We start from the raw sequence: 24,171 nt of genomic DNA, 5'->3' as shown, positions 1-24,171 counted from the left end.
CGCGCGGGACTGGCGCACAATGGTGGGACCGCACGGCTGAAGGGGAACATGCCATGAGCGCCGAGGACCTCGAGAAGTACGAGACCGAGATGGAGCTCAAGCTCTACCGGGAGTACCGCGATGTCGTCGGTCTGTTCAAATACGTGATCGAGACCGAGCGGCGCTTCTACCTGACCAACGACTACGAGATGCAGGTGCACTCGGTCCAGGGCGAGGTGTTCTTCGAGGTGACGATGGCGGATGCCTGGGTCTGGGACATGTACCGGCCGGCCCGCTTCGTGAAGCAGGTCCGCGTGCTCACGTTCAAGGACGTGAACATCGAAGAGCTGAACAAGAGCGACCTGGAGCTGCCCGGCGGCTGATGCCGGGGTGCGTTGCGGGGGTGTGCTGCCGGGGTTCGCTGGGTCTCTGTGTCACCCGTGTGGGTGACTGAGTTCTCCACAACCGGTCAGCTGTCCACCAAGATCCACTTCTTGGTGGCGGGTGCGTGATCGTTGGCGCCGGAGGTGGTGCCGACATGAACGCACGCAGTGCCCTCGGCAGGTACGGAGAGACCCTGGCCGCACGGCGGCTGACCGAGACCGGCCACGCGGTCCTGGAGCGCAACTGGCGGGCCGGACGGTCCGGAGAGATCGACATCGTGGCGCGGGACGGCGACGTCCTGGTCGTCTGCGAGGTCAAGACCCGCAGGGACGGCTCCTTCGAGCATCCGATGGCCGCCGTGACCCCGGAGAAGGCCGAGCGGCTGCGCGCGCTGGCCGAGCGCTGGATCCAGGCCCACGGCGGGGCACCGCCGGGCGGCGTCCGCATCGACGTCGTCGGCGTGATCCTGCCGCGGCGGGGCGCGCCGATCGTCGAGCATGTGCGGGGGGTGGCCTGACATGGGCTTCGCGCGCACGTGTTCCGTGGCCCTGGTCGGCGTCGAGGGCGTCGTCGTGGAGGTCCAGGCCGACCTCGAACCGGGCGTCGCCGCGTTCACCCTGGTCGGCCTCCCGGACAAGAGCCTGACGGAGAGCCGCGACCGGGTGCGGGCGGCGGTGGTCAACAGCGGGGCCGAGTGGCCGCAGAAGAAGCTCACCGTCGGACTCTCGCCCGCCTCGGTGCCGAAGGCGGGCAGCGGATTCGACCTGGCCGTCGCCTGCGCCGTCCTCGGGGCCGCCGAGCGGATCGATCCCCGGGTGCTCTGCGACATCGTGATGATCGGAGAGCTGGGGCTGGACGGGCGGGTGCGGCCGGTGCGCGGCATCCTTCCGGCCGTCCTCGCCGCGGCGGACGCGGGCTACGAACAGGTGGTCGTCCCGGAGTGCGCCGCCGCCGAGGCGTCGCTGGTGCCCGGGGTGTCGGTGCTCGGCGTGCGCAGCCTGCGCCAGCTGATCGCTGTCCTCACCGACGAGCCCGTCCCCGAGGAGGAGCCCGACGAGCTGGGCCGGCCCGACCCGCTGCTGGCCGGGCTGCGCATCCCCGGCACCGGCGCGGCCACCGGCATGCACAGCATGGGAGCAGCCCAGCAGGACGCCGGCCATGACCTCGCCGACGTCGTCGGCCAGATCTCGGCGCGTACGGCGGTGGAGGTGGCCGCGGCCGGCGGGCACCACCTGTTCCTCGAAGGGCCGCCCGGAGCGGGCAAGACCATGCTCGCCGAGCGGCTGCCCGCCGTCCTGCCCCGGCTGACCCGGCAGGAGTCGCTGGAGGTCACGGCCGTGCACTCGGTGGCCGGGCTGCTGCCACCCGGAAAACCGCTGATCGACGTCGCGCCCTACTGCGCCCCGCACCACTCGGCGACCATGCAGTCGCTCGTCGGCGGCGGTGCGAACATCGCCCGGCCCGGCGCCGTCTCGCTGGCCCACCGGGGCGTGCTGTTCCTGGACGAGACACCCGAGTTCAGCAGCCATGCCCTGGACGCGCTGCGGCAGCCGCTGGAGTCGGGGCACGTGGTGATCGCGCGCAGTGCCGGCGTGGTGCGTTTCCCGGCGAGGTTCCTGATGGTGCTCGCGGCCAACCCGTGCCCCTGCGGGCGCTTCTCGCTCCGGGACAGCCTGTGCGACTGCCCGCCCTCGGTGATCCGCCGCTACCAGGCGAGGATCTCCGGCCCGCTGCTCGACCGGGTCGACCTGCGGGTCGAGGTGGACCCGGTGGGCCGGGCCGAACTCGCCCGGAGCGGTCCCGGAGGCGAGTCGACGGCCACGGTCGCCGCACGGGTCCGGACGGCCCGGGAGCGGGCGGCGGCCCGCCTCGCGGGCACCCCGTGGCGCACCAACAGCGAGGTCCCCGGCCGCGAGCTGCGCACCCGCTGGCACGCCGCGCCGGGGGCCATGGACGACGCCGAACGCAGCCTGGAACGCGGGGTGCTCACGGCCCGTGGGCTGGACCGCGTCCTGCGGGTGGCCTGGACGGTCGCCGACCTCGTCGGCCACGACCGGCCCGACGCGACCGACGTGGCCCTGGCGCTGCAGCTGCGCACCGGCGTCCCGCGCGGGGTCCCGATGGCCATCGGAGCGCTCGCATGACCGGCGGCCCCGGACCGGCCGAGGACCTGCTCGGCCGGGTCTTCCTCACCAGGGTCGTCGAGCCGGGCGACGAGGCCGGCGGGCGGTGGGTGCGGGAGTTCGGGGTGGGGGAGGTGGTGCGGCGGCTGCGGGCCGGCGGGCCCGCCCTGCCCGGGGTGAGCGCACAGCGGTGGGCCGGGCTGCTGGCCCGCGCCGGGCGGGCCGAGCCGGAGGCGGACCTCGCCGCCGCGCAGGCCGCCGGTGTGCGGTTCGTGGCCCCCGGCAGCTCCGAGTGGCCCGGGCAGCTGGACGACCTCGGCGACGCCCGCCCGGTCGGGCTGTGGGTGCGCGGCCGGCCCAGTCTGCGCATGTGGGCGCTGAAGTCCGTCGCGGTCGTCGGCGCCCGTGCCTGCACCGAGTACGGAGCCCACATGGCGGCCACCCTCGCCGCCGGCCTCGCCGAGCGGGGGTGGGTCGTCGTCTCCGGCGGCGCCTACGGCATCGACGGCGCCGCCCACCGCGGGGCGCTCGGCGCGGGCGGCGCCACCGTGGCCGTCCTGGCCTGCGGCGTCGACCGGCCCTACCCGCGCGGACACACCGAGCTGATCAACCGGATCGCCGAGCAGGGGCTGGTGGTCGGTGAGCTGCCGCCGGGGGAGCACCCGACGCCGAGCCGGTTCGTCCTGCGCAACCGGGTCATCGCCGCGCTGACCCGGGGCAGCGTGGTCGTCGAGGCGGCATACCGCAGCGGCTCCCTGGTCACCGCGCGGGCCGCGCAGCGTCTCGGCCGTCACACGATAGGAGTACCCGGACCCGCCACCAGCGGCCTGTCGTCGGGAGTGCACGAACTGCTGCGCGGCGGCGCCACCCTGGTCACCGACGCGGCGGAGGTCGTCGAACTGGTCGGCGACATCGGGGAGCTGGCTCCGGAGCGCACCGGCCCGGTGCTGCCGCGGGATCTGCTGGCCGCCGGTGCCCGACGGGTGCTGGCCGCGCTGCCCGGCCGCAGTGCCGCCTCGCCGTCCGACATCGCACGCCACGCGCAGACCACGCAGGACGACGCGATCGCGAGGCTGTACGAACTCAGAGCCCTCGGTTACGTCGAACGACACGGCGACGACTGGAAGTTGACACGCCAGGCCGTGGTGTCCGCCAGAGGCGCCCGCTGACCCGGCCGGCGGGGGTCGTTCGGCCGTCCGGGGGAAGGGCGAAGGCCGGGGAAACAGCGGCGAGTTGGCGCCCGGTGGACAGCGCGCGCGGTGACCGCAGCACTCCGCCGGGACGTCCAGCGGAACGTATCTGCGGATCCTCCGGGACGCTTTCTTCGCACACCGCGATCCTTCAGTCACGCTACGCTCACGAGGATCGGCTACGACATCCCCGCTTTCACGCGTACGGCACAGCAGAACGGCACTAGGCGACGAATGCCCCAGCACACTTCCGGGTCCGACCGGGCGGCGATCCCCCAAGCCGCCCGTGACGGTGGCAGCGTGCGGCCGCCCGCTCCCTCGACGCTCGACGAGCTCTGGCGGTCGTACAAGGCGACCGGAGACGAACGGCTGCGGGAACAGCTGATCCTGCACTACTCGCCGCTGGTCAAGTACGTGGCCGGCCGGGTGAGCGTGGGGCTGCCGCCCAATGTGGAGCAGGCCGACTTCGTCTCCTCCGGGGTGTTCGGACTGATCGACGCGATCGAGAAGTTCGACATCGACCGGGAGATCAAGTTCGAGACGTACGCGATCACCCGGATCCGTGGCGCCATGATCGACGAGCTGCGGGCGCTGGACTGGATCCCGCGCTCGGTGCGGCAGAAGGCGCGCAACGTCGAGCGGGCCTACGCCACGCTGGAGGCACGCCTGCGGCGCACGCCGAGCGAGCAGGAGGTCGCCGCCGAGCTGGGCATCGCGGTGGAGGAACTGCACGCGGTGTTCAGCCAGTTGTCGCTGGCCAACGTCGTGGCGCTGGAGGAGCTGCTGCATGTCGGCGGGGAGAGCGGCGACCGGCTGAGCCTGATGGACACGCTGGAGGACACCGCCGCCGACAACCCGGTGGAGGTCGCCGAGGACCGTGAGCTGCGACGCTTTCTCGCGCGGGCGATCAACACGCTGCCCGAGCGGGAGAAGACCGTCGTCACGCTGTACTACTACGAGGGGCTCACGCTGGCGGAGATCGGCAACGTGCTCGGGGTGACCGAGAGCCGGGTCAGCCAGATCCACACCAAGTCGGTGCTCCAGCTGCGGGCGAAACTGGCCGGTTTCGGCCGCTGAGGCGCCGCCGGGCAGCCGGGGCCGGTGAGTGACTCCCGTCCCGGGTGGCGCGTCCGTAGAGTGGTTGACGTGCCAAGGATTCGAGCGGCCTCCGTGGCCGAGCACCGGTCGATGCAGCGTGCCGCCCTGCTGGACGCGGCGCGTTCCCTGCTGTCCGAGGGCGGCACCGAAGCGCTGACCTTCCCGGCTCTCGCCGAGCGCACGGGGCTCGCGCGCTCGTCCGTGTACGAGTACTTCCGGTCGCGGGCGGCCGTGGTCGAGGAGCTGTGCGCGGTCGACTTCCCCGTGTGGGCGGCCGAGGTGTCGGCGGCGATGGCCGCGGCGGACGGGCCGGAGGCCAAGGTCGAGGCGTACGTACGCACACAGCTGGAGCTGGTGGGGGACCGGCGGCACCGCGCCGTGGTCGCCATCTCCGCGAGCGAGCTGGAGGCGGGAGCCCGGGAGAAGATCCGCGCCGCCCACGGAGGGCTCGTCGCGCTGATCGTCGAGGCCCTGGAGGAACTGGGGCACGCGGAGGCCCGGCTGGCCGCGATGCTCGTGCAGGGCGTCGTGGACGCCGCGGTGCGGCGCCTGGAGCTGGGGGCGGCGGAGGAGCCGTCGGTGATCGCGGAGGCGGCCGTGGCGATGGTCCTGCGGGGCGTGCGGGGCTGAGCCGCCTCCGGTGCGGGGCCCGCGCTTCCGGCGGCGTCACGGCGGCACTGGCAGCCCCCAGCACCGGCAGCGGCCTTGACGCGTCACGACGGCAGTGGCGATGGTCCTGCGGGGCGTGCGGGGCGTGCGGGGCTGAGCGGCCTCCGGGGCGGGGCCCGCGACTCCGACGGCGTCACGACGGCAGTGGCATCCCGAGCACCGCCAGCGGCCTCGATGCGTCACGAGGGCAGTGGCATCCCGAGCACCGCCAGCGGCCTCGACGCGTCACGGCGGCAGTGGCACCCCCAGCACCGGCAGCAGCCTCGACGGCCCCCCGTTGCGCAGCTGGGGCGGGAGCAGCAGCAGCGGGTCCAGGTAGGTCCCGGCTCTGCGCAGGCCCCAGTGCACGCACGGCAGCGTACAGTGGCCGCCCGCCGGCTCCACGGCGCCGATCACCGCGCCCGCCGCCACCTCGTCGCCCGCCCGCACCGACGCCCGTACCGGCTCGTACGTCGTCCTGAGGGGCGGCGTGCCCGTCCCGCGCAGCTCCACCGACACCACGCCCCTCCCCGCCACCCGCCCCGCGAAGGACACCCGGCCCGCCGCCACCGACCGGACCGGAGCGCCCGCCGGAGCCGCCAGGTCGACTCCGCGGTGACCCGGGCCGTACGGGGAAGCGGGAGGCGACCAGCCGCGGAGGATGCGCGGGCGGACGCCGACCGGCCAGGTCGTCGCCACCGCCGGCACCCGCCCGCCCGTGCCCGACGGCCCGGGCGGCGGCGCCTGCGCCCACGCCAGCGGGGCCAGGACCGTCACCACCAGCCCCAGCAGCACCGCCCACATCACCCCTGCACATCGCCGTGTCCCCATGCCTCAGACGGTCCCGCACCCCGCGCGGCGTCGGCCGGGACCTGTGGACGGCTCCCGGGTTGTGGACAGCGGCGTCACCCGGCACCCCGCCGGTCCCGTACACTTCTTCTGGCGATCCGGGTCACCGGGTCGACTTCGCACGCCCCGCTACGGCCACCGGAAACGGTCCGTATCAGCGCCCCTCGGTCCTTCGTGGCACGGCGCACCGCGGGCGTCAGGCGCGACCGCCGTCCGGCGGACGCGGCACAACCGAGAACTCAAGGAGATACGGCCATGGCCGTCGTCACGATGCGGGAGCTGCTGGAGAGCGGCGTCCACTTCGGTCACCAGACCCGTCGCTGGAACCCGAAGATGAAGCGCTTCATCTTCACCGAGCGCAACGGCATCTACATCATCGACCTGCTCCAGTCGCTGTCGTACATCGACCGCGCCTACGAGTTCGTCAAGGAGACCGTCGCCCACGGCGGCACGGTCATGTTCGTCGGCACGAAGAAGCAGGCGCAGGAGGCCATCGCCGAGCAGGCCACCCGCGTCGGCATGCCCTACGTCAACCAGCGCTGGCTGGGCGGCATGCTCACCAACTTCTCGACCGTCTACAAGCGCCTGCAGCGCCTGAAGGAGCTCGAGCAGATCGACTTCGAGGACGTCGCGGCCTCCGGTCTGACCAAGAAGGAGCTCCTGGTCCTCTCCCGCGAGAAGGCCAAGCTGGAGAAGACCCTCGGTGGTATCCGCGAGATGCAGAAGGTGCCCAGCGCCGTCTGGATCGTGGACACCAAGAAGGAGCACATCGCCGTTGGTGAGGCCCGGAAGCTGAACATCCCGGTCGTCGCGATCCTCGACACCAACTGCGACCCCGACGAGGTCGACTACAAGATCCCGGGCAACGACGACGCGATCCGCTCCGTCACCCTGCTCACCCGTGTGATCGCCGACGCCGTCGCCGAGGGCCTCATCGCCCGCTCCGGCGTCGCCACCGGCGACAAGGGCGAGAAGGCCGCGGGCGAGCCGCTCGCCGAGTGGGAGCGCGACCTGCTCGAGGGTGAGAAGAAGGCCGACGAGGCCGCTCCGGCTGCCGAGGCCCCCGCCGCCGAGGCTCCGGCCGCCGAGGCCCCCGCCGCCGAGGCCGCTCCGGCCGCCGAGGGCGAGAAGGCCGCCGAGGGCGAGCAGGCCTGACCCGTCGGCGTCAGCGTTGACGGCGGGAGCGGCGACATCCAGTCCGCTCCCGCCGTTCACCCGTAGGTCAGCGGCAGGACAGCGGCCTCCGAGCACATGGAGTCCGCACCCCGCAGATCGTCGATCCTCCAGACTTCGAGAAAGACTCACAGACTCATGGCGAACTACACCGCCGCCGACGTCAAGAAGCTCCGCGAGCTCACGGGCGCCGGCATGATGGACTGCAAGAAGGCGCTGGACGAGGCCGAGGGCAACGTCGAGAAGGCCGTCGAGGCGCTGCGCATCAAGGGCCAGAAGGGCGTCGCCAAGCGCGAGGGCCGCTCCGCCGAGAACGGCGCCGTGGTCTCGATCATCGCCGACGACAACTCCTCCGGCGTCCTGGTCGAGCTGAAGTGCGAGACGGACTTCGTCGCCAAGGGTGACAAGTTCCAGGCCGTCGCCAACGCGATCGCCGAGCACGTCGCCAAGTCGAACCCGGCCGACATCGAGGCCCTGCTCGCCTCCGAGATCGAGCCCGGCAAGACCGTCCAGGCGTTCGTGGACGAGGCCAACGCCAACCTCGGCGAGAAGATCGTCCTGGACCGCTTCGCGCAGTTCACCGACGGCTTCGTGCTCGCCTACATGCACCGCACGATGCCCGACCTGCCCCCGCAGATCGGTGTCCTCGTCGAGCTGGACAAGCCGAACGCCGAGATCGCCAAGGGTGTCGCGCAGCACATCGCCGCCTTCGCCCCGAAGTACCTCGCCAAGGACGACGTCCCGGCCGAGGTCGTCGAGTCCGAGCGCCGCATCGCCGAGGAGACCACCCGCGCCGAGGGCAAGCCCGAGGCCGCGATCGCCAAGATCGTCGAGGGTCGCCTCAACGGCTTCTTCAAGGACGCCACGCTCCTCGGCCAGCCGTACGCGCTGGACAACAAGAAGAGCGTCGAGAAGGTTCTGCAGGAGGCCGGTGTCACCCTGAAGCGCTTCGCGCGCATCAAGGTCGGCATCTGAGTCCGTACGGCGATCGACGCTCGACCCCGATAGGGTCGACATCAGTCGTCCCTGCCGTCCGCGCACGGCGTCACACGCGCGCGTGACGGACGGCAGCAGATCTGACGAGGAGGCCATTGCCGCATGGGATGTGAACCACGCCCCGCCGGCAATGGCCTTCTTCGCATGTGCACCACGTTGAAAGAGGCGGGATCCCCATGACCACCAAGCCCGACAAGAGCGATGACGGCAAAGTACGCGGCCGGTTTCTGCTGAAGCTGTCCGGAGAGGCCTTCTCCGGCGGCGGTGGGCTGGGCGTCGACCCGGACGTGGTGCACGCGATCGCCCGCGAGATCGCCGCCGTCGTGCGTGACGGCGCGCAGGTCGCGGTCGTCATCGGCGGCGGCAACTTCTTCCGCGGGGCCGAGCTCCAGCAGCGCGGCATGGACCGTGCCCGCTCGGACTACATGGGCATGCTCGGCACCGTGATGAACTGCCTCGCCCTCCAGGACTTCCTGGAGAAGGAGGGCATCGTCTCCCGCGTCCAGACCGCCATCACCATGGGCCAGGTCGCGGAGCCGTACATCCCGCTGCGCGCCGTGCGGCACCTGGAGAAGGGCCGTGTGGTGATCTTCGGCGCCGGTATGGGCATGCCGTACTTCTCCACCGACACCACCGCCGCCCAGCGCGCCCTGGAGATCGACGCCGAGGCACTGCTCATGGGCAAGAACGGTGTGGACGGGGTCTACGACTCCGACCCGAAGGCCAACCCGGACGCCGTGAAGTTCGACTCGCTCGGCTACGGCGAGGTCATCACCCGCGACCTGAAGGTCGCCGATGCCACGGCCATCACGCTCTGCCGCGACAACAAGCTCCCGATCGTGGTCTTCGAGCTCCTGAAGGAGGGCAATATCGCCCGCGCCGTCAAGGGTGAGAAGATCGGCACGCTCGTGGGTGAACAGGGCAGCCGGGACTGACCGGGGATTCACCCCGACCCTGACCGGGGGATGGACAATGTCCTGCAGGTCGGGAACCGTGCAGGAAGAAGACGCGACGCAGCCGGCCGCCGACCACAGCCAGGAACCGCAGCCGGGCCTACTCAAGACACGCAGGAGCAAGTGGTGATCGAAGAGACCCTCCTCGAGGCCGAGGAGAAGATGGAGAAGGCCGTCGTGGTCGCCAAGGAGGACTTCGCCGCGATCCGCACCGGCCGTGCGCACCCGGCGATGTTCAACAAGATCGTGGCCGACTACTACGGCGCGCCGACGCCGATCAACCAGCTGGCCTCGTTCTCCGTGCCGGAGCCGCGCATGGCCGTCGTGACCCCGTTCGACAAGACCGCGCTGCGCAACATCGAGCAGGCGATCCGCGACTCCGACCTCGGCGTCAACCCGAGCAACGACGGCAACATCATCCGTGTGGTGTTCCCCGAGCTGACCGAGGAGCGCCGCCGCGAGTACATCAAGGTCGCCCGCGGCAAGGGCGAGGACGCCAAGGTCTCCATCCGCTCCGTGCGCCGCAAGGCCAAGGACGCCATCGACAAGCTGATCAAGGACGGCGAGGTCGGCGAGGACGAGGGCCGCCGTGCGGAGAAGGAACTCGACGACCTGACGTCGAAGTACGTCGCCCAGGTGGACGAGCTTCTCAAGCACAAGGAAGCGGAACTGCTCGAGGTCTGATGAACGACTCTTCCTGGGGGGCACCGCCCCACGCCGGGCAGGCCGGGTACTGGGGACCCGCCGACCAGGCGCCCGTCCCGGGCACCGGCCCGGCGGGTCCCGCGTACGATGCGCAGGAAGCGCAGCAGACTCGCCCCATGCCCATCGTGCCCGACGGACCCGCACATGGCGGAGACCAGGATGACGACCGGGGGGCCGCTCGGCTGAGCGGCCCCTTGTTCCGCGACGAGAACGCGCGCGGTGCAAGCGTCCGCGCCGAGAGCGCCCGGGACGACGACCTCCGCGACCACCGCGTCCGTACCGACACCTTCCGCGAGCAGAATCCGGAGCCCATGCCCGACGCCCCGCAGCCGGCGCCCGCCCCGCAGAAGAAGAGCGCGGGTCGCGACCTGAGCTCCGCCATAGGGGTCGGGGTCGGGCTCGGTGCGGTCATCATCGCCTCGCTGTTCATCGTCAAGGCCGTCTTCGTCGGCGTGATCGCCGTCGCCGTCGTCGTCGGCCTGTGGGAGCTGACCAGCAGGCTCCAGGAGCGCAAGGAGATCCGCGCGCCCTTGGTGCCGCTCGCGATCGGCGGCGCCGCCATGGTTGTCGCCGGGTATGTGCGCGGCGCCGAGGGCGCGTGGGTCGCCATGGCGCTCACGGCGCTCGCGGTGCTGGTCTGGCGGATGACCGAGCCGCCGGAGGGCTACCTCAAGGACGTCACGGCCGGCGTCTTCGCGGCCTTCTACGTGCCGTTCCTGGCGACGTTCGTGGCGATGATGCTCACCGCCGACGACGGCCCCTGGCGCGTGCTGACGTTCCTGCTCCTCACGGTGGTCAGCGACACCGGCGCGTACGCCGTCGGATGGCGCTTCGGCAAGCACAAGCTCGCCCCGCGGATCAGCCCCGGCAAGACCCGCGAGGGCCTGCTCGGCGCCGTGACGTTCGCGATGGTCGCCGGTGCGCTGTGCCTGCAGTTCCTGATCGACGACGGCACCTGGTGGCAGGGGCTGCTGCTGGGTCTCGCGGTCGCGGCCAGCGCGACGCTGGGCGACCTCGGCGAGTCGATGATCAAGCGGGACCTGGGCATCAAGGACATGGGCACGCTGCTCCCCGGGCACGGGGGCATCATGGACCGCCTGGACTCGCTGCTGCCGACGGCTCCGGTGGTGTGGCTGCTGCTGGTGCTGTTCGTCGGCGCCGGCTGACCGGCGCGCACGGCCTTCAAAGCCCCGTCCTCCTGTCAGGGAGGGCGGGGCTCGTCGTCGTGGAGGCCCCGCCCGCCCCCCGATGGCCGGATGGCCGGTGGGCGGGTGCGGTGGGACGATTTCGGGTGTAAGCCCCGACCGGCTCGCCCTGGAAAGGGGGCCACCATGTCCGGTTTCCACGATGAGATCGTTCTCAACTGCCGCCCCGACGAGGTGTGGACGTTCGTCACCGACCCCGCCCACCTGCCGGACTGGCAGGAGAGCGCGGTGTCAGCCGAGCAGCTCGACGACGGCCCGTTCGGAGTGGGCTCCCGGGTCCGGGTCACCCGTCACCTCGGCCGCCGCGACGTTCCCATGACGATGCAGTGCACCGAGTACGAGCCGGGGCGCTCGTGGAGCGTGCACGGCATCGACGGGACGGTACGCGGCACCTTCCGCGGTGAGGTCACGCCTGTCGACGAGGGCCGGCGCACCCGGCTGACCATGGACCTCGACTTCGAGGGCCACGGCCTCGGCAAGGTCCTCATCCCGCTGGTCGTCCGCCCGCAGGTGCGCAAGGAGTTCCCGCGCAACGAGCAGCTGCTCAAGCAGCACCTGGAGCACACGGCCGCGTAGACCCCGCCGCTCGGCGGCGGCTGGAGTCGCGATCATGGGGAGGGCGAGACTCGCGGACGACGGCACCTGCCACGGTGACCTGCCGTGCAAGTGGTGCAAGACGCTGATCGACCAGGCGGTGCGCCGCAAGCCCCGCCGCTACTGCCGCCGCTCGCACCGCTGGAAGTCCTACGGCTCCACTGTCGCGGTGTTCATCGGCGCGCTCCTCAACTGACGGGCCCGGCCGTCGCACGTACCGCCGCGCACCGCAAGGGCGCCGCACCGGCCGAGCGGGCCACCCGAGTCGATCTGCGACACTGGTAGCACCATGCCCAAGCCCGGAGAACTTACTTTTGTCGCGCCGCGCGGAGCGAAGTCGCCGCCGCGGCATCTTGCCGATCTCTCGCCCGCCGAGCGCAAGGCGGTCGTGGCCGAGATCGGGGAGAAGCCGTTTCGCGCCAAGCAGCTGTCGCAGCACTACTTCGCGCGGTACGCGCACGACCCGGAGCAGTGGACCGACATCCCCTCCGGTGCGCGTGACAAGCTGCGGGAGGCGCTGTTTCCCGAGCTGATGACCGTCGTACGGCATCTGTCGACCGACGAGGGGGAGACGCGCAAGACGCTGTGGCGGCTGTTCGACGGGACGCTCGTCGAGTCGGTGCTGATGCGGTACCCGGACCGGGTCACCATGTGCATCAGCTCGCAGGCGGGCTGTGGCATGAACTGCCCGTTCTGTGCGACGGGGCAGGCCGGTCTCGACCGGAACCTGTCCACCGCCGAGATCGTGCACCAGATCGTCGAGGGCATGCGGGCGCTCAGGGACGGGGAGATCCCCGGCGGTGCGTCCCGGCTGTCCAACATCGTCTTCATGGGCATGGGTGAGCCGCTCGCCAACTACAAGCGGGTGGTCGGAGCGATCCGCGCGCTCACGGACCCCGCGCCGGACGGTCTCGGTCTGTCCCAGCGCGGCATCACCGTGTCGACGGTCGGGCTCGTGCCCGCCATCCACCGGTTCGCCGACGAGGGCTTCAAGTGCCGGCTCGCGATTTCGCTGCACGCCCCGGACGACGAGCTGCGCGACACCCTCGTCCCCGTGAACACGCGGTGGAAGGTGCGCGAGGTGCTCGACGCCGGGTTCGAGTACGTCGAGAAGAGCGGGCGCCGGCTGTCCATCGAGTACGCCCTCATCCGGGACATCAACGATCAGGCGTGGCGGGGCGACCGGCTCGGGCGGCTGCTCAAGGGCAAGCCCGTGCACGTCAATCTCATCCCGCTCAACCCGACCCCGGGGTCCAAGTGGACCGCCTCGCGGCCCGAGGACGAGAAGGCGTTCGTCGAGGCGATCGCCGCTCATGGTGTACCGGTGACCATCCGGGACACCCGTGGGCAGGAGATCGACGGGGCGTGTGGTCAGCTCGCCGCCACCGAGCGGTAATCTGACTGGCGTCAGTACATCTACATATTCCGACAGGGGAGCGCCACAGCGCTGAGAGTGCGGCGGACAGGGCCGCAGACCCTCCGAACCTCGCCCAGGTCATTCTGGGTAGGGAGATCGGTCATCACTCGAGCTGTTGCGCCCTGCCCGGGACACCGTGAGGCGTCCCGGGCAGGGCCGCGTCTCTTCCTGGTCACTCCAGGAGGAATGTCAGTGAGCATCACCAAGAAGGCCACGGTCCTGGTGGTCGGCGTCGGCCTCGTCACGCTGTCCGCGTGCGGGTCGTCGGGCGGGAGCGAGAAGACGTCCGCCGAGTCCAAGACGGTCACGCTCGTCAGCCACGACTCATGGGCCGTGTCCAAGAACGTCCTCGCGGACTTCGAGAAGCAGTCCGGGTACAAGGTCCGCGTCCTGCCCGACGGCGACGCCGGGCAGGCCGTCAACAAGGCCATCCTCACCAAGGACAACCCGCAGGGCGACGTCTTCTTCGGCGTCGACAACACCCTGCTCTCCCGCGCCCTGGACAACGGCCTCTTCCAGCCGTACCAGGCCAAGGGGCTCGGCACCATCGGCGCCCAGTACCAGCTGGACCAGGGCAAGCACCGGGTCACGCCGATCGACCACGGCGACATCTGCGTCAACTACGACAAGAAGTACTTCGCCGACCACAAGCTGACCCCGCCGGCCTCCTTCGACGACCTGATCAAGCCGGAGTACAAGAACCTGCTGGTCACCGAGAACGCCGCGACCTCCTCGCCCGGCCTCGGCTTCCTGCTCGGCACCGCCGCCAAGTACGGCGACGACGGCTGGCAGGGCTACTGGAAGAAGCTGAAGGCCAACGGCGTGAAGGTGGTCGACGGCTGGGAGCAGGCCTACGACCAGGAGTTCTCCGGCTCGGCCGGCGGCAGGAAGGCCCACGGCGACCGGCCGCTGGTCGTCTCCTACGCCTCCTCCCCGCCCGCCGAGGTCGTCTTCGCCAAGCCGCAGCCGAAGACCGCGCCCACCGGTGTCGCCACCGGCACCTGCTTCCGGCAGATCGAGTTCGCCGGGCTGCTCAGCAACGCGAAGAACACCAAGGGCGGCAAGGCGCTGATCGACTTCCTGGTCTCCAAGGAGTTCCAGCAGGACATGCCGCTGAACATGTTCGTCTACCCGGTCGTCGACGGCGCCGAGGTGCCCGCCGAGTTCACCCAGTACGGCCCCGCCGCCAAGGACCCCGAGACCCTCGCCCCCGGCAAGATCGCCGACCACCGCGACCAGTGGGTCAAGCAGTGGACCTCGCTCGTACTGAAGTAGCCCGCCGCACGCACCGCGCGGGGAGCGCGGCGCGGCTCGGCCTGATGGCCCTGCCCGTCGCGTTCTTCGCCGTGTTCTTCGCCTACCCCGTGGCGGCGATCGTCGCCCGCGGCCTGAAGGTGGACGGCGTCTGGCAGTTCGGACGGCTCACCGATGTGCTCGGCCAGTCCGACATCCGGCACGTGCTGTGGTTCACCACCTGGCAGGCGCTGGTCTCCGCCGGGCTCACCCTGCTGCTCGCCCTGCCCGGCGCGTATGTCTTCGCCCGCTTCGACTTCCCCGGCAAGCGGCTGCTGCGGGCGGTGGTGACGGTGCCGTTCGTGCTGCCGACCGTCGTCGTCGGCACGGCCTTCCTGGCGCTGGTCGGCCGCGGCGGGCTGCTCGACCAGCTGTGGGGCGTACGGCTGGACACCACGGTGTGGGCGATCCTGCTCGCCCACGTCTTCTTCAACTACGCCGTCGTCGTGCGCACCGTCGGCGGTCTGTGGGCCCAGCTCGACCCGCGCCAGGAGGACGCGGCGCGGATGCTGGGCGCGTCCCGCTTCACCGCCTGGCGCACGGTCACCCTGCCCGCGCTGGCGCCGGCGGTCGCGGCGGCCGGGCTGATGGTGTTCCTGTTCTGCTTCACCTCCTTCGGCATCGTCCAGATCCTCGGCGGGCCCGGCTTCTCCACCCTGGAGGTGGAGATCTACCGGCAGACCGCCGACATCTTCGACCTGTCCACCGCCGCCGTCCTGACGATCGTGCAGTTCGTCGCCGTCGGCGTGATCCTCGCCGTGCACGCCTGGACGGTGCGGCGCCGGGAGAGCGCGCTGAAGCTGGTGGACGCGGCGACGACGGCCCGCCGGCCGCGCGGCGCCGGGCAGTGGGCGCTGCTCGCCGGTGTGCTGCTGACCATCGCCGCGCTGCTCGTGCTGCCGCCCGCGGTACTGGTGCAGCGCTCCCTGGACGGCGGTCTGCGCTACTACCGGGAGCTGACCGCCCAGGACGGCAACACCTTCCTCGTGCCGCCGATCGAGGCCATCGGCAATTCGCTGCAGTACGCCCTTGCCGCCACCGGCATCGCGCTGCTGATCGGCGGGTTCGCCGCCGCCGCGCTGACCCGCCGCGACGCCGGACGTCTGGTGCGCGGCTTCGACGCGCTGCTGATGCTGCCGCTCGGCGTGTCCGCGGTGACCGTCGGCTTCGGCTTCCTGATCACGCTCGACAAGCCGCCGCTGGACCTGCGCAGCTCCTGGATCCTGGTGCCGCTCGCCCAAGCGCTCGTCGGCGTCCCCTTCGTCATCCGGACCATGCTGCCCGTGCTGCGCGCGGTCGACGGACGGCTGCGGGAGGCGGCGACCGTGCTCGGGGCCTCGCCGTGGCGGGTGTGGCGGGAGGTCGATCTGCCGATGGTGCGGCGGGCGCTGCTGATCGCCGCCGGGTTCGCGTTCGCCGTGTCGCTGGGCGAGTTCGGGGCGACCGTGTTCATCGCACGGCCCGACACGCCGACGCTGCCGGTGGCCGTGGCCCGGTTGCTGGCGCGGCCCGGTGACCTCAACTACGGGCAGGCGATGGCCCTGTCGACGATTCTGATGGTGGTGTGCGCCGTGGCGCTGCTCGTGCTGGAGAGCCTGCGGGTGCCCGACCGGACGGGGGAGTTCTAGATGCTGCTCAGCCTCGATGCCGCGACCGTCCGCTTCGGCGAGCGGACCGTCCTCGACGCCGTCGACCTGGACGTCACCGAGCACGAGGTGGTGTGCGTGCTCGGCCCGAGCGGCAGCGGCAAGTCGACGCTGCTGCGGGCGGTCGCCGGACTCCAGCCACTCGATGCGGGCCGGGTCCTGCTGGACGGCCGGGACCAGGCGAAGGTGCCCGCGCACAAGCGGGGTGTGGGGCTGATGTTCCAGGACCACCAGCTCTTCCCGCAGCGGGACGTGGCCGGAAACGTCGCCTTCGGGCTGCGTATGCACGGCGCCGGGAAGGGCGAACAGGGCGAGCGGGTAGGTGAGTTGCTGGACCTGGTCGGGCTGCCCGGGGCCGGGCGGCGGGCCGTGGGCGCGCTGTCCGGCGGTGAGCAGCAGCGGGTCGCGCTCGCCCGGGCGCTCGCGCCGCGGCCCCGGCTGCTGATGCTGGACGAGCCGCTCGGTCAGCTCGACCGCTCGCTGCGCGAACGCCTCGTCGTCGAACTGCGGGAGCTGTTCGGCCGGTTGGGCACCACCGTGCTCGCCGTCACCCACGACCAGGGCGAGGCGTTCGCACTCGCCGACCGGGTCGTGGTGATGCGGGACGGGCGGATCGCCCAGTCCGGCACGCCCCTTCAGGTGTGGCAGCACCCGGCGGACGCGTTCGTCGCCCGGTTCCTCGGCTTCGACAACGTGGTGCCGGGAACCGTCGTCGGCGAGGCCGCCGACACGCCCTGGGGCAAGCTGCCGGTGCCCGACGGCTCCCCGCAGGGTCCGCGCGACGTGCTGGTCCGCCCGGCCGGGGTCCGGCTGACCGAGGTGGCGCAGGGGCTGCGCTGCACCGTCACCGCCCGTACTTTCCGGGGCACCCATGTCGCGGTGCACCTCCAGCCCGAGGACGCGCCCCGCCTGGAGGCCGCCTGCGCGCTGCGCGAGGCGCCCGAGGTCGGTGCCGAGGTCGGCGTCGCCTTCGACGGGGCCGAAGTCGTCGTCCTCGGCTGAGGGCTTCCGGGTTCATGCGAACGGCCCGCCCCCGGTCTCCCGGGGGCGGGCCGGCGTACGTGCGCGGGGTCAGCCGTTGCTCTTGGCCCCGCGGCGGCGCATGCCGAGGAAGACGGCACCGCCGCCGACGACGACCAGGGCGCCCGCCACGCCGGCGATCAGGCCGGTGTTGGAGTTCGCACCGGTCTCGGCGAGGTTGGAGTCACCGGCCGCCGGGGACGGCGCGTTGCTCGGGGTGCCCGCGGGGGCGGTGCTGGCCGGGGCCGAGGGGCTCGGCGTGTCCTCGGCCGGGGTCGACTGCGACGGCTTCGGCGCCGGGCTGGTCGGCGGGGCCGGCGGCGTCGAGGGGGTGTCCTTCTTGCAGGCGGTGGGCGGCGTGGTGAGGTTCGGCGTGATGTCCTCGTCCACGATGGGGTGCTTGGCGTCGCCGGCCAGGACGTGGACGCGGTAGGTGGCGTTCGGCTTCCAGTCCTCGGCGAAGGTGATGGTCACACCCTCGGCCGAGCCGGTGACGGTCTGCTCGCCGACCTTGTGGTCGTCGCTGCCCTTGTTCTCCAGGAAGACGGAGACGACGGCCGCGGTGCCGGAGGCGTCGACGTCGGTGACGGTGATGACGCCCTTGTCACCCTCGCACGAGGCCTTGGCGGAGAATTCGCTGATGTTGCAGGCGAGCGCGTTTCCGGCGACACCGAGCGCGAGCGCCGCCGCGGCGGAGGCGACCCCGAGGGCGCGCACGGAACGGGCGGCAGTACGGCGGGATATGGACACGTTTGTCCTTTACGGGATCCAACTGCGGGGGGTTGAAGGGGGGATGGGACGCCGAGGAGATGCGATCACAACCGCCCGGCACCACCGCCCCATGAGGCTCACAGGTTTATAAGTGCTCCATAAGGAGTGTCAACGCATATGCCCGTCAGGGGCGTTGACTTTGCCCGCTTATTAACCGGCGAGACGTTTCAGCGCCTCCGGCGCCTCCTCGATCCGGTCGACCAACGCGATCCGGGACGCCATCGAACGGTCCCGGGCGAGCGACTCCAGCAGCGGCCACGCCGGCAGCCGCTCCGTCCAGTGCGCCCGGTCCACCAGCACCATCGGCGTCGCCTCGCCGCGGGACTCGTAGTAGTTCGGCGTCGCGTTGTCGAAGATCTCCTGTATGGTGCCGGCGGCGCCCGGCAGGAACACCACACCGGCGGTGCAGCGGGCCAGGAGGCCGTCCTCGCGGGTGGCGTTGGCGAAGTACTTGGCGATGTGCGTGGCGAACGGGTTCGGCGGCTCGTGGCCGTAGAACCAGGTCGGGATGCCGATCGACGTGCCGCCGCGCGGCCAGCGGGCGCGCACCTCGAAGGCCGCCCGCGCCCAGTCGGTGACCGACGGCCTGAACGAGGGCACCGGGGCGAGGTGTTCGAGGGCGGCGGTCAGCATGTCGTCGTCGAAGGGCGCCGCGTACGCGCCCAGGTTCGCCGCCTCCATCGCGCCGGGTCCGCCGCCCGTCGCCACCGTGAGGCCGGTCCGGGCCAGGGCGCTGCCGAGGCGCGCGGCACCGGCGTACTCACGGCTTCCGCGCGCCATCGCGTGGCCGCCCATGACGCCCACGACCCGCGCGCCGACGAGGACTTCGTCGAGGGCGTCGGAGACCGCGTCGTCGTGGATCGAGCGCAGCATGGAGGCGAATATGTCGCCGTCGGCCCTGGTCTGCTGGAACCAGGCGTAGGCGAGCGCGTCGGGGGTGGCCTCGTAGCCGCGGTCGAGTCCGGCGAAGAGTTCCTCGGCGGAGTAGACGAATCCCCGGTAGGGATCGAAGGGCAGGCCGGGCACGGGCGGGAAGACCAGGGCGTCGGACGCCCGGACGCGAGCGGCCGCCTCGGGGGCCATCGGGCAGCCGAGGAAGACGGCGCCCGCGGTGTCCACGGACAGCAGCACGTCCGTACGGCCCGTCAGGTCCACGGCCTGGACGCGGAAACCGGCAAGGGTGCCGCCGCGCGCGACCACCTCGTCGAACTGGGCGAGGGACTCGATCTCACGGTCGTGGGAGCCGTCGTACGGCTGGGCGGGTGTCGAATGCACCCGCCCATGCTAGGCACCGCGTCGCGTCAGCCCTGGACGGCCGCCGGGTCCATCCACATGATCTCCCAGGTGTGGCCGTCGAGGTCGTCGAAGGCCCGGCCGTACATGAAGCCCATGTCCTGCGTCTTGCCGGTCGCGGCGCCGCCGAGCGCGATCGCACGGTCGACCAGCTCGTCGACCTTCTCGCGGCTCTCGGCGCTCAGACAGATCAGCACCTCGCTGGTCGTCTTCGTGTCCGCGATCCCCTTGTCGGTGAAGGTCGCGTAGAAGGGCTTCGTCAGCAGCATCACGACGATCGTGTCGCTGATCACGACCGACGCGGCGTTCTCGTCGCTGAACTGCGGGTTGATCGTGTAGCCGAGGCCGGTGAAGAACGTCTTCGAGGCCTCGAGGTCGTTCACGGGCAGGTTCACGAAGATCATCTGCTGGTACATGGGGCCTCTCCCGTAGGTGGTGCGGTGTTGTCGGGGGGTAGACCGGGCCGCCGCGCGGAACTCATCGTCGGCCGAAGATTTTTTCGGTCAGCGGGCGAGGGGCAGTGCGGCCAACTCGGCCACCAGCAGCGTCAGCGGGCCGAACACGGCCAGCAGGGCGGCCGCGCGCAGGGCCGCGGCCGAGCGCAGCATCGAGGCCGGGGCGCCGAGCCGGAGCAGTGCCCCGGTGGTGTCGGCCCGGTCCTGGCGTGTCTCCACGGCTGCGGTGAACAGGGTCCCCACCGCGCAGCCGGCGACGACGAGGGCGCCGAGGGTGGTCAGCGGGCCGAGCCCGGGGGAGCCGGCGGCGCGCAGGGCGGTCGTGGCGAACGCGGCCGACGCGACGGCGCAGACGACCCCGAGGGGACGGCCGATGCGGGTGGCCTCCGCCATCAGCACGCGCCCGGCGAGCAGACGCAGGGCGCCCGGGCGGACGGCCTGCAGCAGGCGGCCGGTGAGGTGGGTGAGGCCGGGCCCGGCGAGGGCGAGGCCGGCGGCGGCGAGCACCCAGCCGAGGAGCACGGCGACGGGGCCGGAGGTCAGGCCACCGGGCAGGGGGAGGGTGGTCGGGTCGGTGGTGCGGGTGGCGTAGGCCTCGGTGGCCAGGCCGGCGGCGAGGAGGGTGACCCCCCAGGGGAGGAGGGCGGTGGGCTGGGGCTCGGCGGGCGGCGCGGGGCGGGTGCTCCCGGCCGGGGTCTCCCGGGGGCCGGTGTCGTCGGCCGCTGGGCGCGTGAGGACGTCCGTGTCCCCATGGTCCACCTGCCCGGCGGCGCCCTCCGCGGGCTTCGGCCCGCTGACCGGTTCGCTGCCCCGCAGCCGTGCGCCGAACCTGCCGTACGCCCCGAACGTCTCGCGGACCGCCGTCCTGCTGTACGCGCCGAAGCGGCCGTAGGCGTGCGCGGCGGGCCGGGGGCGGGGCTCGCGGGGGCGCCGGGCGAGAGCGACCAGGGCCGAGGACGTGACCGGGAGGACGGCGAGCAGGGTGAGCGCCGCGGGGAGCGGCAGCGGCTGGTCCGCCGCGAGGAACTGGGAGGCCGCGCCGTCGAACGGCGTGCCGGTGAGGTCGCCGCGCAGGTACAGGAAGAACAGCAGGGCCAGCGCCGAACCCAGCGCGGTGGACAGCGCCGTCGTCAGGGCCGCGATCGCCATCAGGCGGGCGGGACCCAGGCCCACGGCGGACAGGCCGGGGCGGGGCCTGGTCGCGGGGTCGGTGCGGGCGACCGCCAGCGCGAACCACACCGTGGCGGCCAGCGGTACGACGCACCACGCCAGGCGCAGCAGCAGGGACGCCGGGGAGGCGCCGGGGTGGCCCAGCGCGTAGCCGAGGGTGCACAGGAGCAGGAAGCCGGTGCCCGCCGACGCCGTCGCCACCAGCAGGCGGCGCAGATGGACGGCCGGGTGGGCGCCGCGGGTCAGACGGAGAGCGACCACGCGGTCCGGCCTTCCGTCTCGGTGGCCGGCGGGAGGTGCACCGTCTTCACCCGGCGTCCGTCGAGCAGCGACACGGTGCGGTCGGCGAGCGCGGCCGTCTCCGGGTCGGCGGTGGCCAGCACCACGGTGATGCCGTGGGAGCGGGCGGCGGTGGTCAGGGTGCGCAGGACGTGGGCGCGGTCGGCGCGGTGCAGGGGCGCGGTGGGCTCGTCGGCGAAGAGCACCGCGGGCGCCGGGGCGAGGGCGCGGGCGATGCAGGCGCGCTGCCGCTCGGCCTGGGTCAGCTCGTGCGGCCGGCGGCGGGCCTTGTCGCCGATGTCGACGCGTTCCAGCCACTCGGTGGCGGCGACCTTGGCGCGGCGCCGGCTCACGCCGCGCAGCATCAGCGGCAGGGCGGCGTTCTCCCACACGTTCAGCTCGGGCACCAGCAGCGGGGCGGGGTCGATCCAGCCGAAGCGGTCGCGGCGCAGACGTTCGCGGGTGACCGGGCCCATGGTGTGCAGCGGCACGCTGTTGAACCACACCTCGCCGCGCTGGGCGGGGGCGAGTCCGGACAGGCAACGCAGCAGCGTCGTCTTGCCGCTGCCGCGCGGGCCGCCGACGGCGAGGATCTCGCCCTCGCGCACGCCGAGCGAGATCCCCTGGAGCGCGGGGGAGCCGTCGCTGTGCGTGAAGTGCAGGGAGCGTGCCCAGAGCACGTCGTTGTCCGGCGGGGCCTCCATGGGCGTACACCTCGTGTCAGATCCGTAGTTCCCGTGCCGTTCCCCCATGCGGGCGAACGAAGGCAGGGCCGATCGGTCACTGGCACGCTAGGCAGGCGATGCCCGGAGCCCGGACAGCACGCGGCCCCGGGCCCCCGTTTCTCACTCGAACGGGGGCACCGGGGCCGGGATGATCATCCAGAAGGCAGATCGGCAGGAGGACCGATCAGCGCCGCCGGAGGATCCGTGACCGCCGGGACGGTGAGGGCCGTCGCGGCGGTCGTCGGAGCCGTCGGGGCGGCCGCAGCCGCCCGGACGGGGCTCAGAGCTTCGTCCACGCCTCCGTGAGCGTCGCGCGCAGGATCTGCTCGATCTCGTCGAACGTCTCCTGGTTGGAGATCAGCGGCGGGGCGAGCTGGATGACCGGGTCGCCACGGTCGTCGGCACGGCAGTACAGGCCGTTGTCGAACAGCGCCTTGGAGAGGAAGCCGTACAGGACGCGCTCGGTCTCCTCGTCGTTGAAGGACTCCTTGGTGGCCTTGTCCTTCACCAGCTCGATGCCGTAGAAGAAGCCGTTGCCGCGGACGTCGCCGACGATCGGCAGGTCGTGCAGCTTCTGCAGGGTCTTCAGGAAGGCGCCCTCGTTGTCCAGCACGTGCTGGTTGAGGCCCTCGCGGTCGAACAGGTCGAGGTTGGCGAGACCCACGGCCGCGGAGACCGGGTGACCACCGAAGGTGTAGCCGTGCAGGAAGGTGTTGTCGCCCTTGTAGAACGGCTCGGCGAGGCGGTCGGAGACGATGCACGCGCCGATCGGGGAGTAGCCCGAGGTCATGCCCTTGGCGCAGGTGATCATGTCCGGGACGTAGCCGAACTTGTCACAGGCGAACGTCGTGCCGAGGCGGCCGAAGGCGCAGATGACCTCGTCCGACACGAGCAGCACGTCGTACTGGTCGCAGATCTCGCGCACGCGCTGGAAGTAGCCGGGGGGAGGCGGGAAGCAGCCGCCGGCGTTCTGCACCGGCTCCAGGAAGACCGCGGCGACGGTGTCGGGGCCCTCGAAGAGGATCTGCTGCTCGATCTGGTCGGCGGCCCAGCGGCCGAAGGCCTCGGGGTCGTCGCCGAAGAGCGGGGCGCGGTAGATGTTGGTGTTCGGCACCTTGTGCGCACCCGGCACCAGCGGCTCGAAGGGGGCCTTCAGGCCCGGCAGGCCGGTGATGGACAGGGCGCCCTGCGGGGTGCCGTGGTAGGCGACCGCGCGGGAGATGACCTTGTACTTGGTGGGCTTGCCGGTCAGCTTGAAGTACTGCTTGGCGAGCTTCCAGGCGGTCTCGACGGCCTCGCCGCCGCCGGTGGTGAAGAAGACCTTGTTCAGGTCGCCCGGGGCCTCGTTGGCCAGCCGCTCGGCCAGCTCGACGGCCTTGGGGTGGGCGTAGGACCACACCGGGAAGAAGGCGAGCTCCTGGGCCTGCTTGGCGGCGGTCTCGGCGAGTTCCGTGCGGCCGTGACCGGCCTGGACCACGAACAGGCCGGCGAGACCGTCGAGGTAGCGCTTGCCCTTGTCGTCGTAGATGTAGGTGCCCTCGCCCCGGACGATCGTCGGGACGGGGGAGTTCTCGTACGAGGACATGCGGGTGAAGTGCATCCACAGGTGGTCGTACGCGGACTTGCTGAGGTCCTTTGTGCTCACGGTTATCGGGTTCCCCACATGTAGGTCTGCTTCTTGAGCTTGAGGTAGACGAAGCTCTCGGTGGAGCGCACGCCGGACAGGGACCGGATGCGTTTGTTGATGACGTCCAGCAGGTGGTCGTCGTCCTCGCAGACGATCTCCGCGAGGATGTCGAACGAGCCCGCGGTCATCACCACGTACTCGACTTCCGACATGGCGGTCAGCGCGTCGGCCACCGCCTCGACGTCGCCCTCCACGTTGATGCCGACCATCGCCTGCCGGCGGAAGCCCACGGTGAGCGGGTCCGTGACGGCGACGATCTGCATCACGCCCTGATCGAGCAGCTTCTGGACGCGCTGGCGCACGGCCGCCTCGGAGAGGCCGACGGCCTTGCCGATGGCGGCGTACGGCCGGCGGCCGTCCTCCTGAAGCTGTTCGATGATGGCGAGGGAGACGGCGTCCAGGTTGGGGTTGCTCCCGTTCCTGGACTCACGAGGGGTGTCGCGGAGGGACTCGCGGGAGTCCCTTGCGTCCCTGGGGTCTGCGCTTCGACTGGCCACGACCTCACTGTGCACGACGTC

Annotated in this window: 25 protein-coding genes and 1 riboswitch; of the genes, 17 read left to right on the top strand and 8 right to left on the bottom strand. The window is 71.8% G+C overall.

Annotation, left to right across the window (positions count from 1 at the left end; translation table 11 throughout):
- Window positions 1–53 precede the first annotated feature (53 nt).
- The 6 genes from AB0E88_RS11300 to AB0E88_RS11275 all read left to right on the top strand — a co-directional run bounded on the left by AB0E88_RS11300 (window position 54) and on the right by AB0E88_RS11275 (window position 5,404).
- Complete coding sequence (locus AB0E88_RS11300) at window positions 54–362, top strand: DUF2469 domain-containing protein (protein ID WP_014675276.1); 309 nt, start codon at window positions 54–56, stop codon at window positions 360–362.
- 155 nt (window positions 363–517) lie between these two features.
- Window positions 518–880 (top strand): YraN family protein, encoded by a 363-nt coding sequence (locus AB0E88_RS11295; protein ID WP_361627578.1) that lies wholly within the window; start codon window positions 518–520, stop codon window positions 878–880.
- Window position 881: 1 nt separating this feature from the next.
- On the top strand, window positions 882–2,507 hold the full coding sequence (locus AB0E88_RS11290) for a YifB family Mg chelatase-like AAA ATPase (protein WP_361627575.1): 1,626 nt from the start codon (window positions 882–884) through the stop codon (window positions 2,505–2,507).
- Window positions 2,504–3,655 (top strand): DNA-processing protein DprA, encoded by a 1,152-nt coding sequence (dprA, locus tag AB0E88_RS11285; RefSeq protein WP_361627572.1) that lies wholly within the window; start codon window positions 2,504–2,506, stop codon window positions 3,653–3,655. The genes AB0E88_RS11290 and dprA overlap by 4 nt, the downstream gene beginning before the upstream one ends.
- Window positions 3,656–3,910: 255 nt before the next feature.
- Window positions 3,911–4,753, top strand: coding sequence for an RNA polymerase sigma factor WhiG (whiG, locus tag AB0E88_RS11280; RefSeq protein WP_361627569.1), 843 nt, complete (start codon window positions 3,911–3,913; stop codon window positions 4,751–4,753).
- Between the two features lie 93 nt (window positions 4,754–4,846).
- Window positions 4,847–5,404, top strand: coding sequence for a helix-turn-helix domain-containing protein (locus AB0E88_RS11275; protein ID WP_361628018.1), 558 nt, complete (start codon window positions 4,847–4,849; stop codon window positions 5,402–5,404).
- 264 nt (window positions 5,405–5,668) lie between these two features.
- On the opposite strand, the gene AB0E88_RS11270 is transcribed toward AB0E88_RS11275, so the two are convergent.
- A complete protein-coding gene (locus AB0E88_RS11270) occupies window positions 5,669–6,253 on the bottom strand; it encodes a M23 family metallopeptidase (protein WP_361627566.1) in 585 nt (194 codons plus the stop codon).
- Between the two features lie 273 nt (window positions 6,254–6,526).
- Here AB0E88_RS11270 and rpsB point away from each other — a divergent pair, with 273 nt between their 5' ends.
- The 11 genes from rpsB (at window position 6,527) to AB0E88_RS11215 (ending at window position 17,255) form a co-directional block, all read left to right on the top strand.
- Window positions 6,527–7,426 carry a 30S ribosomal protein S2 gene (rpsB, locus tag AB0E88_RS11265; protein WP_361627563.1) on the top strand — a complete coding sequence of 300 codons (900 nt, stop codon included), beginning with the start codon at window positions 6,527–6,529 and terminating at the stop codon, window positions 7,424–7,426.
- Window positions 7,427–7,582: 156 nt separating this feature from the next.
- The gene (tsf, locus tag AB0E88_RS11260) at window positions 7,583–8,419 is read left to right on the top strand and encodes a translation elongation factor Ts (protein ID WP_361627560.1); all 837 of its coding nucleotides are present in this window, start codon (window positions 7,583–7,585) and stop codon (window positions 8,417–8,419) included.
- A 197-nt stretch (window positions 8,420–8,616) separates the two neighbouring features.
- Window positions 8,617–9,375: a UMP kinase gene (gene pyrH, locus AB0E88_RS11255; protein ID WP_361627557.1), complete on the top strand. Its 759-nt coding sequence runs from the start codon at window positions 8,617–8,619 to the stop codon at window positions 9,373–9,375.
- Between the two features lie 144 nt (window positions 9,376–9,519).
- Window positions 9,520–10,077, top strand: a complete 558-nt coding sequence (gene frr / locus AB0E88_RS11250) for a ribosome recycling factor (RefSeq protein ID WP_361627554.1) — start codon at window positions 9,520–9,522, stop codon at window positions 10,075–10,077.
- Window positions 10,077–11,264, top strand: a complete 1,188-nt coding sequence (locus AB0E88_RS11245) for a phosphatidate cytidylyltransferase (protein ID WP_361627551.1) — start codon at window positions 10,077–10,079, stop codon at window positions 11,262–11,264. The genes frr and AB0E88_RS11245 overlap by 1 nt, the downstream gene beginning before the upstream one ends.
- A gap of 165 nt (window positions 11,265–11,429) precedes the next feature.
- Window positions 11,430–11,879 (top strand): SRPBCC family protein, encoded by a 450-nt coding sequence (locus AB0E88_RS11240; protein ID WP_361627549.1) that lies wholly within the window; start codon window positions 11,430–11,432, stop codon window positions 11,877–11,879.
- A gap of 34 nt (window positions 11,880–11,913) precedes the next feature.
- Window positions 11,914–12,093: a hypothetical protein gene (locus AB0E88_RS11235; protein WP_361627546.1), complete on the top strand. Its 180-nt coding sequence runs from the start codon at window positions 11,914–11,916 to the stop codon at window positions 12,091–12,093.
- A gap of 93 nt (window positions 12,094–12,186) precedes the next feature.
- A complete protein-coding gene (gene rlmN / locus AB0E88_RS11230; RefSeq protein WP_361627543.1) occupies window positions 12,187–13,293 on the top strand; it encodes a 23S rRNA (adenine(2503)-C(2))-methyltransferase RlmN in 1,107 nt (368 codons plus the stop codon).
- A 24-nt stretch (window positions 13,294–13,317) separates the two neighbouring features.
- Window positions 13,318–13,426: riboswitch (TPP riboswitch) on the top strand.
- Window positions 13,427–13,500: 74 nt separating this feature from the next.
- Window positions 13,501–14,589: a thiamine ABC transporter substrate-binding protein gene (locus tag AB0E88_RS11225; protein WP_361627540.1), complete on the top strand. Its 1,089-nt coding sequence runs from the start codon at window positions 13,501–13,503 to the stop codon at window positions 14,587–14,589.
- 44 nt (window positions 14,590–14,633) lie between these two features.
- The gene (locus AB0E88_RS11220; RefSeq protein WP_361627537.1) at window positions 14,634–16,235 is read left to right on the top strand and encodes an iron ABC transporter permease; all 1,602 of its coding nucleotides are present in this window, start codon (window positions 14,634–14,636) and stop codon (window positions 16,233–16,235) included.
- Window positions 16,236–17,255 carry an ABC transporter ATP-binding protein gene (locus AB0E88_RS11215; protein ID WP_361627534.1) on the top strand — a complete coding sequence of 340 codons (1,020 nt, stop codon included), beginning with the start codon at window positions 16,236–16,238 and terminating at the stop codon, window positions 17,253–17,255. It abuts the gene before it with no gap.
- Window positions 17,256–17,324: 69 nt separating this feature from the next.
- On the opposite strand, the gene AB0E88_RS11210 is transcribed toward AB0E88_RS11215, so the two are convergent.
- The 7 genes from AB0E88_RS11210 to AB0E88_RS11180 all read right to left on the bottom strand — a co-directional run bounded on the left by AB0E88_RS11210 (window position 17,325) and on the right by AB0E88_RS11180 (window position 24,165).
- Window positions 17,325–18,023 carry an LAETG motif-containing sortase-dependent surface protein gene (locus tag AB0E88_RS11210; RefSeq protein WP_361627531.1) on the bottom strand — a complete coding sequence of 233 codons (699 nt, stop codon included), beginning with the start codon at window positions 18,021–18,023 and terminating at the stop codon, window positions 17,325–17,327.
- A 171-nt stretch (window positions 18,024–18,194) separates the two neighbouring features.
- Window positions 18,195–19,319, bottom strand: coding sequence for an LOG family protein (locus AB0E88_RS11205; protein ID WP_361627528.1), 1,125 nt, complete (start codon window positions 19,317–19,319; stop codon window positions 18,195–18,197).
- Window positions 19,320–19,345: 26 nt separating this feature from the next.
- On the bottom strand, window positions 19,346–19,753 hold the full coding sequence (locus AB0E88_RS11200; protein WP_361627525.1) for a VOC family protein: 408 nt from the start codon (window positions 19,751–19,753) through the stop codon (window positions 19,346–19,348).
- A gap of 87 nt (window positions 19,754–19,840) precedes the next feature.
- A complete protein-coding gene (locus tag AB0E88_RS11195) occupies window positions 19,841–21,223 on the bottom strand; it encodes a hypothetical protein (RefSeq protein ID WP_361627522.1) in 1,383 nt (460 codons plus the stop codon).
- On the bottom strand, window positions 21,205–21,945 hold the full coding sequence (locus tag AB0E88_RS11190; protein WP_361627519.1) for an ATP-binding cassette domain-containing protein: 741 nt from the start codon (window positions 21,943–21,945) through the stop codon (window positions 21,205–21,207). Before AB0E88_RS11190 ends, AB0E88_RS11195 begins: the two co-directional genes overlap by 19 nt.
- Before the next feature lie 301 nt (window positions 21,946–22,246).
- Window positions 22,247–23,611 carry an aspartate aminotransferase family protein gene (locus AB0E88_RS11185; RefSeq protein ID WP_361627516.1) on the bottom strand — a complete coding sequence of 455 codons (1,365 nt, stop codon included), beginning with the start codon at window positions 23,609–23,611 and terminating at the stop codon, window positions 22,247–22,249.
- A 2-nt stretch (window positions 23,612–23,613) separates the two neighbouring features.
- On the bottom strand, window positions 23,614–24,165 hold the full coding sequence (locus AB0E88_RS11180) for an Lrp/AsnC family transcriptional regulator (RefSeq protein WP_361628015.1): 552 nt from the start codon (window positions 24,163–24,165) through the stop codon (window positions 23,614–23,616).
- Window positions 24,166–24,171 lie beyond the last annotated feature (6 nt).

It is taken from the genome of Streptomyces sp. NPDC028635 (genome assembly GCF_040637635.1).
Taxonomy (GTDB): Bacteria; Actinomycetota; Actinomycetes; order Streptomycetales; family Streptomycetaceae; genus Streptomyces.
This window is presented reverse-complemented; position numbering and strand designations above follow the sequence as displayed.

Bases quoted from the DNA above. Each gene is read 5' to 3' on its own strand.
- whiG (WP_361627569.1), top strand. From the start codon at position 3,911: ATGCCCCAGCACACTTCCGGGTCCGACCGGGCGGCGATCCCCCAAGCC.
- AB0E88_RS11220 (WP_361627537.1), top strand. From the start codon at position 14,634: ATGGCCCTGCCCGTCGCGTTCTTCGCCGTGTTCTTCGCCTACCCCGTG.
- rpsB (WP_361627563.1), top strand. From the start codon at position 6,527: ATGGCCGTCGTCACGATGCGGGAGCTGCTGGAGAGCGGCGTCCACTTC.
- AB0E88_RS11270 (WP_361627566.1), bottom strand. From the start codon at position 6,253: ATGGGGACACGGCGATGTGCAGGGGTGATGTGGGCGGTGCTGCTGGGG.
- tsf (WP_361627560.1), top strand. From the start codon at position 7,583: ATGGCGAACTACACCGCCGCCGACGTCAAGAAGCTCCGCGAGCTCACG.
- AB0E88_RS11235 (WP_361627546.1), top strand. From the start codon at position 11,914: ATGGGGAGGGCGAGACTCGCGGACGACGGCACCTGCCACGGTGACCTG.
- AB0E88_RS11200 (WP_361627525.1), bottom strand. From the start codon at position 19,753: ATGTACCAGCAGATGATCTTCGTGAACCTGCCCGTGAACGACCTCGAG.
- AB0E88_RS11290 (WP_361627575.1), top strand. From the start codon at position 882: ATGGGCTTCGCGCGCACGTGTTCCGTGGCCCTGGTCGGCGTCGAGGGC.
- pyrH (WP_361627557.1), top strand. From the start codon at position 8,617: ATGACCACCAAGCCCGACAAGAGCGATGACGGCAAAGTACGCGGCCGG.
- AB0E88_RS11295 (WP_361627578.1), top strand. From the start codon at position 518: ATGAACGCACGCAGTGCCCTCGGCAGGTACGGAGAGACCCTGGCCGCA.
- AB0E88_RS11245 (WP_361627551.1), top strand. From the start codon at position 10,077: ATGAACGACTCTTCCTGGGGGGCACCGCCCCACGCCGGGCAGGCCGGG.
- AB0E88_RS11240 (WP_361627549.1), top strand. From the start codon at position 11,430: ATGTCCGGTTTCCACGATGAGATCGTTCTCAACTGCCGCCCCGACGAG.
- AB0E88_RS11300 (WP_014675276.1), top strand. From the start codon at position 54: ATGAGCGCCGAGGACCTCGAGAAGTACGAGACCGAGATGGAGCTCAAG.
- dprA (WP_361627572.1), top strand. From the start codon at position 2,504: ATGACCGGCGGCCCCGGACCGGCCGAGGACCTGCTCGGCCGGGTCTTC.
- AB0E88_RS11215 (WP_361627534.1), top strand. From the start codon at position 16,236: ATGCTGCTCAGCCTCGATGCCGCGACCGTCCGCTTCGGCGAGCGGACC.
- AB0E88_RS11225 (WP_361627540.1), top strand. From the start codon at position 13,501: ATGTCAGTGAGCATCACCAAGAAGGCCACGGTCCTGGTGGTCGGCGTC.
- rlmN (WP_361627543.1), top strand. From the start codon at position 12,187: ATGCCCAAGCCCGGAGAACTTACTTTTGTCGCGCCGCGCGGAGCGAAG.
- AB0E88_RS11190 (WP_361627519.1), bottom strand. From the start codon at position 21,945: ATGGAGGCCCCGCCGGACAACGACGTGCTCTGGGCACGCTCCCTGCAC.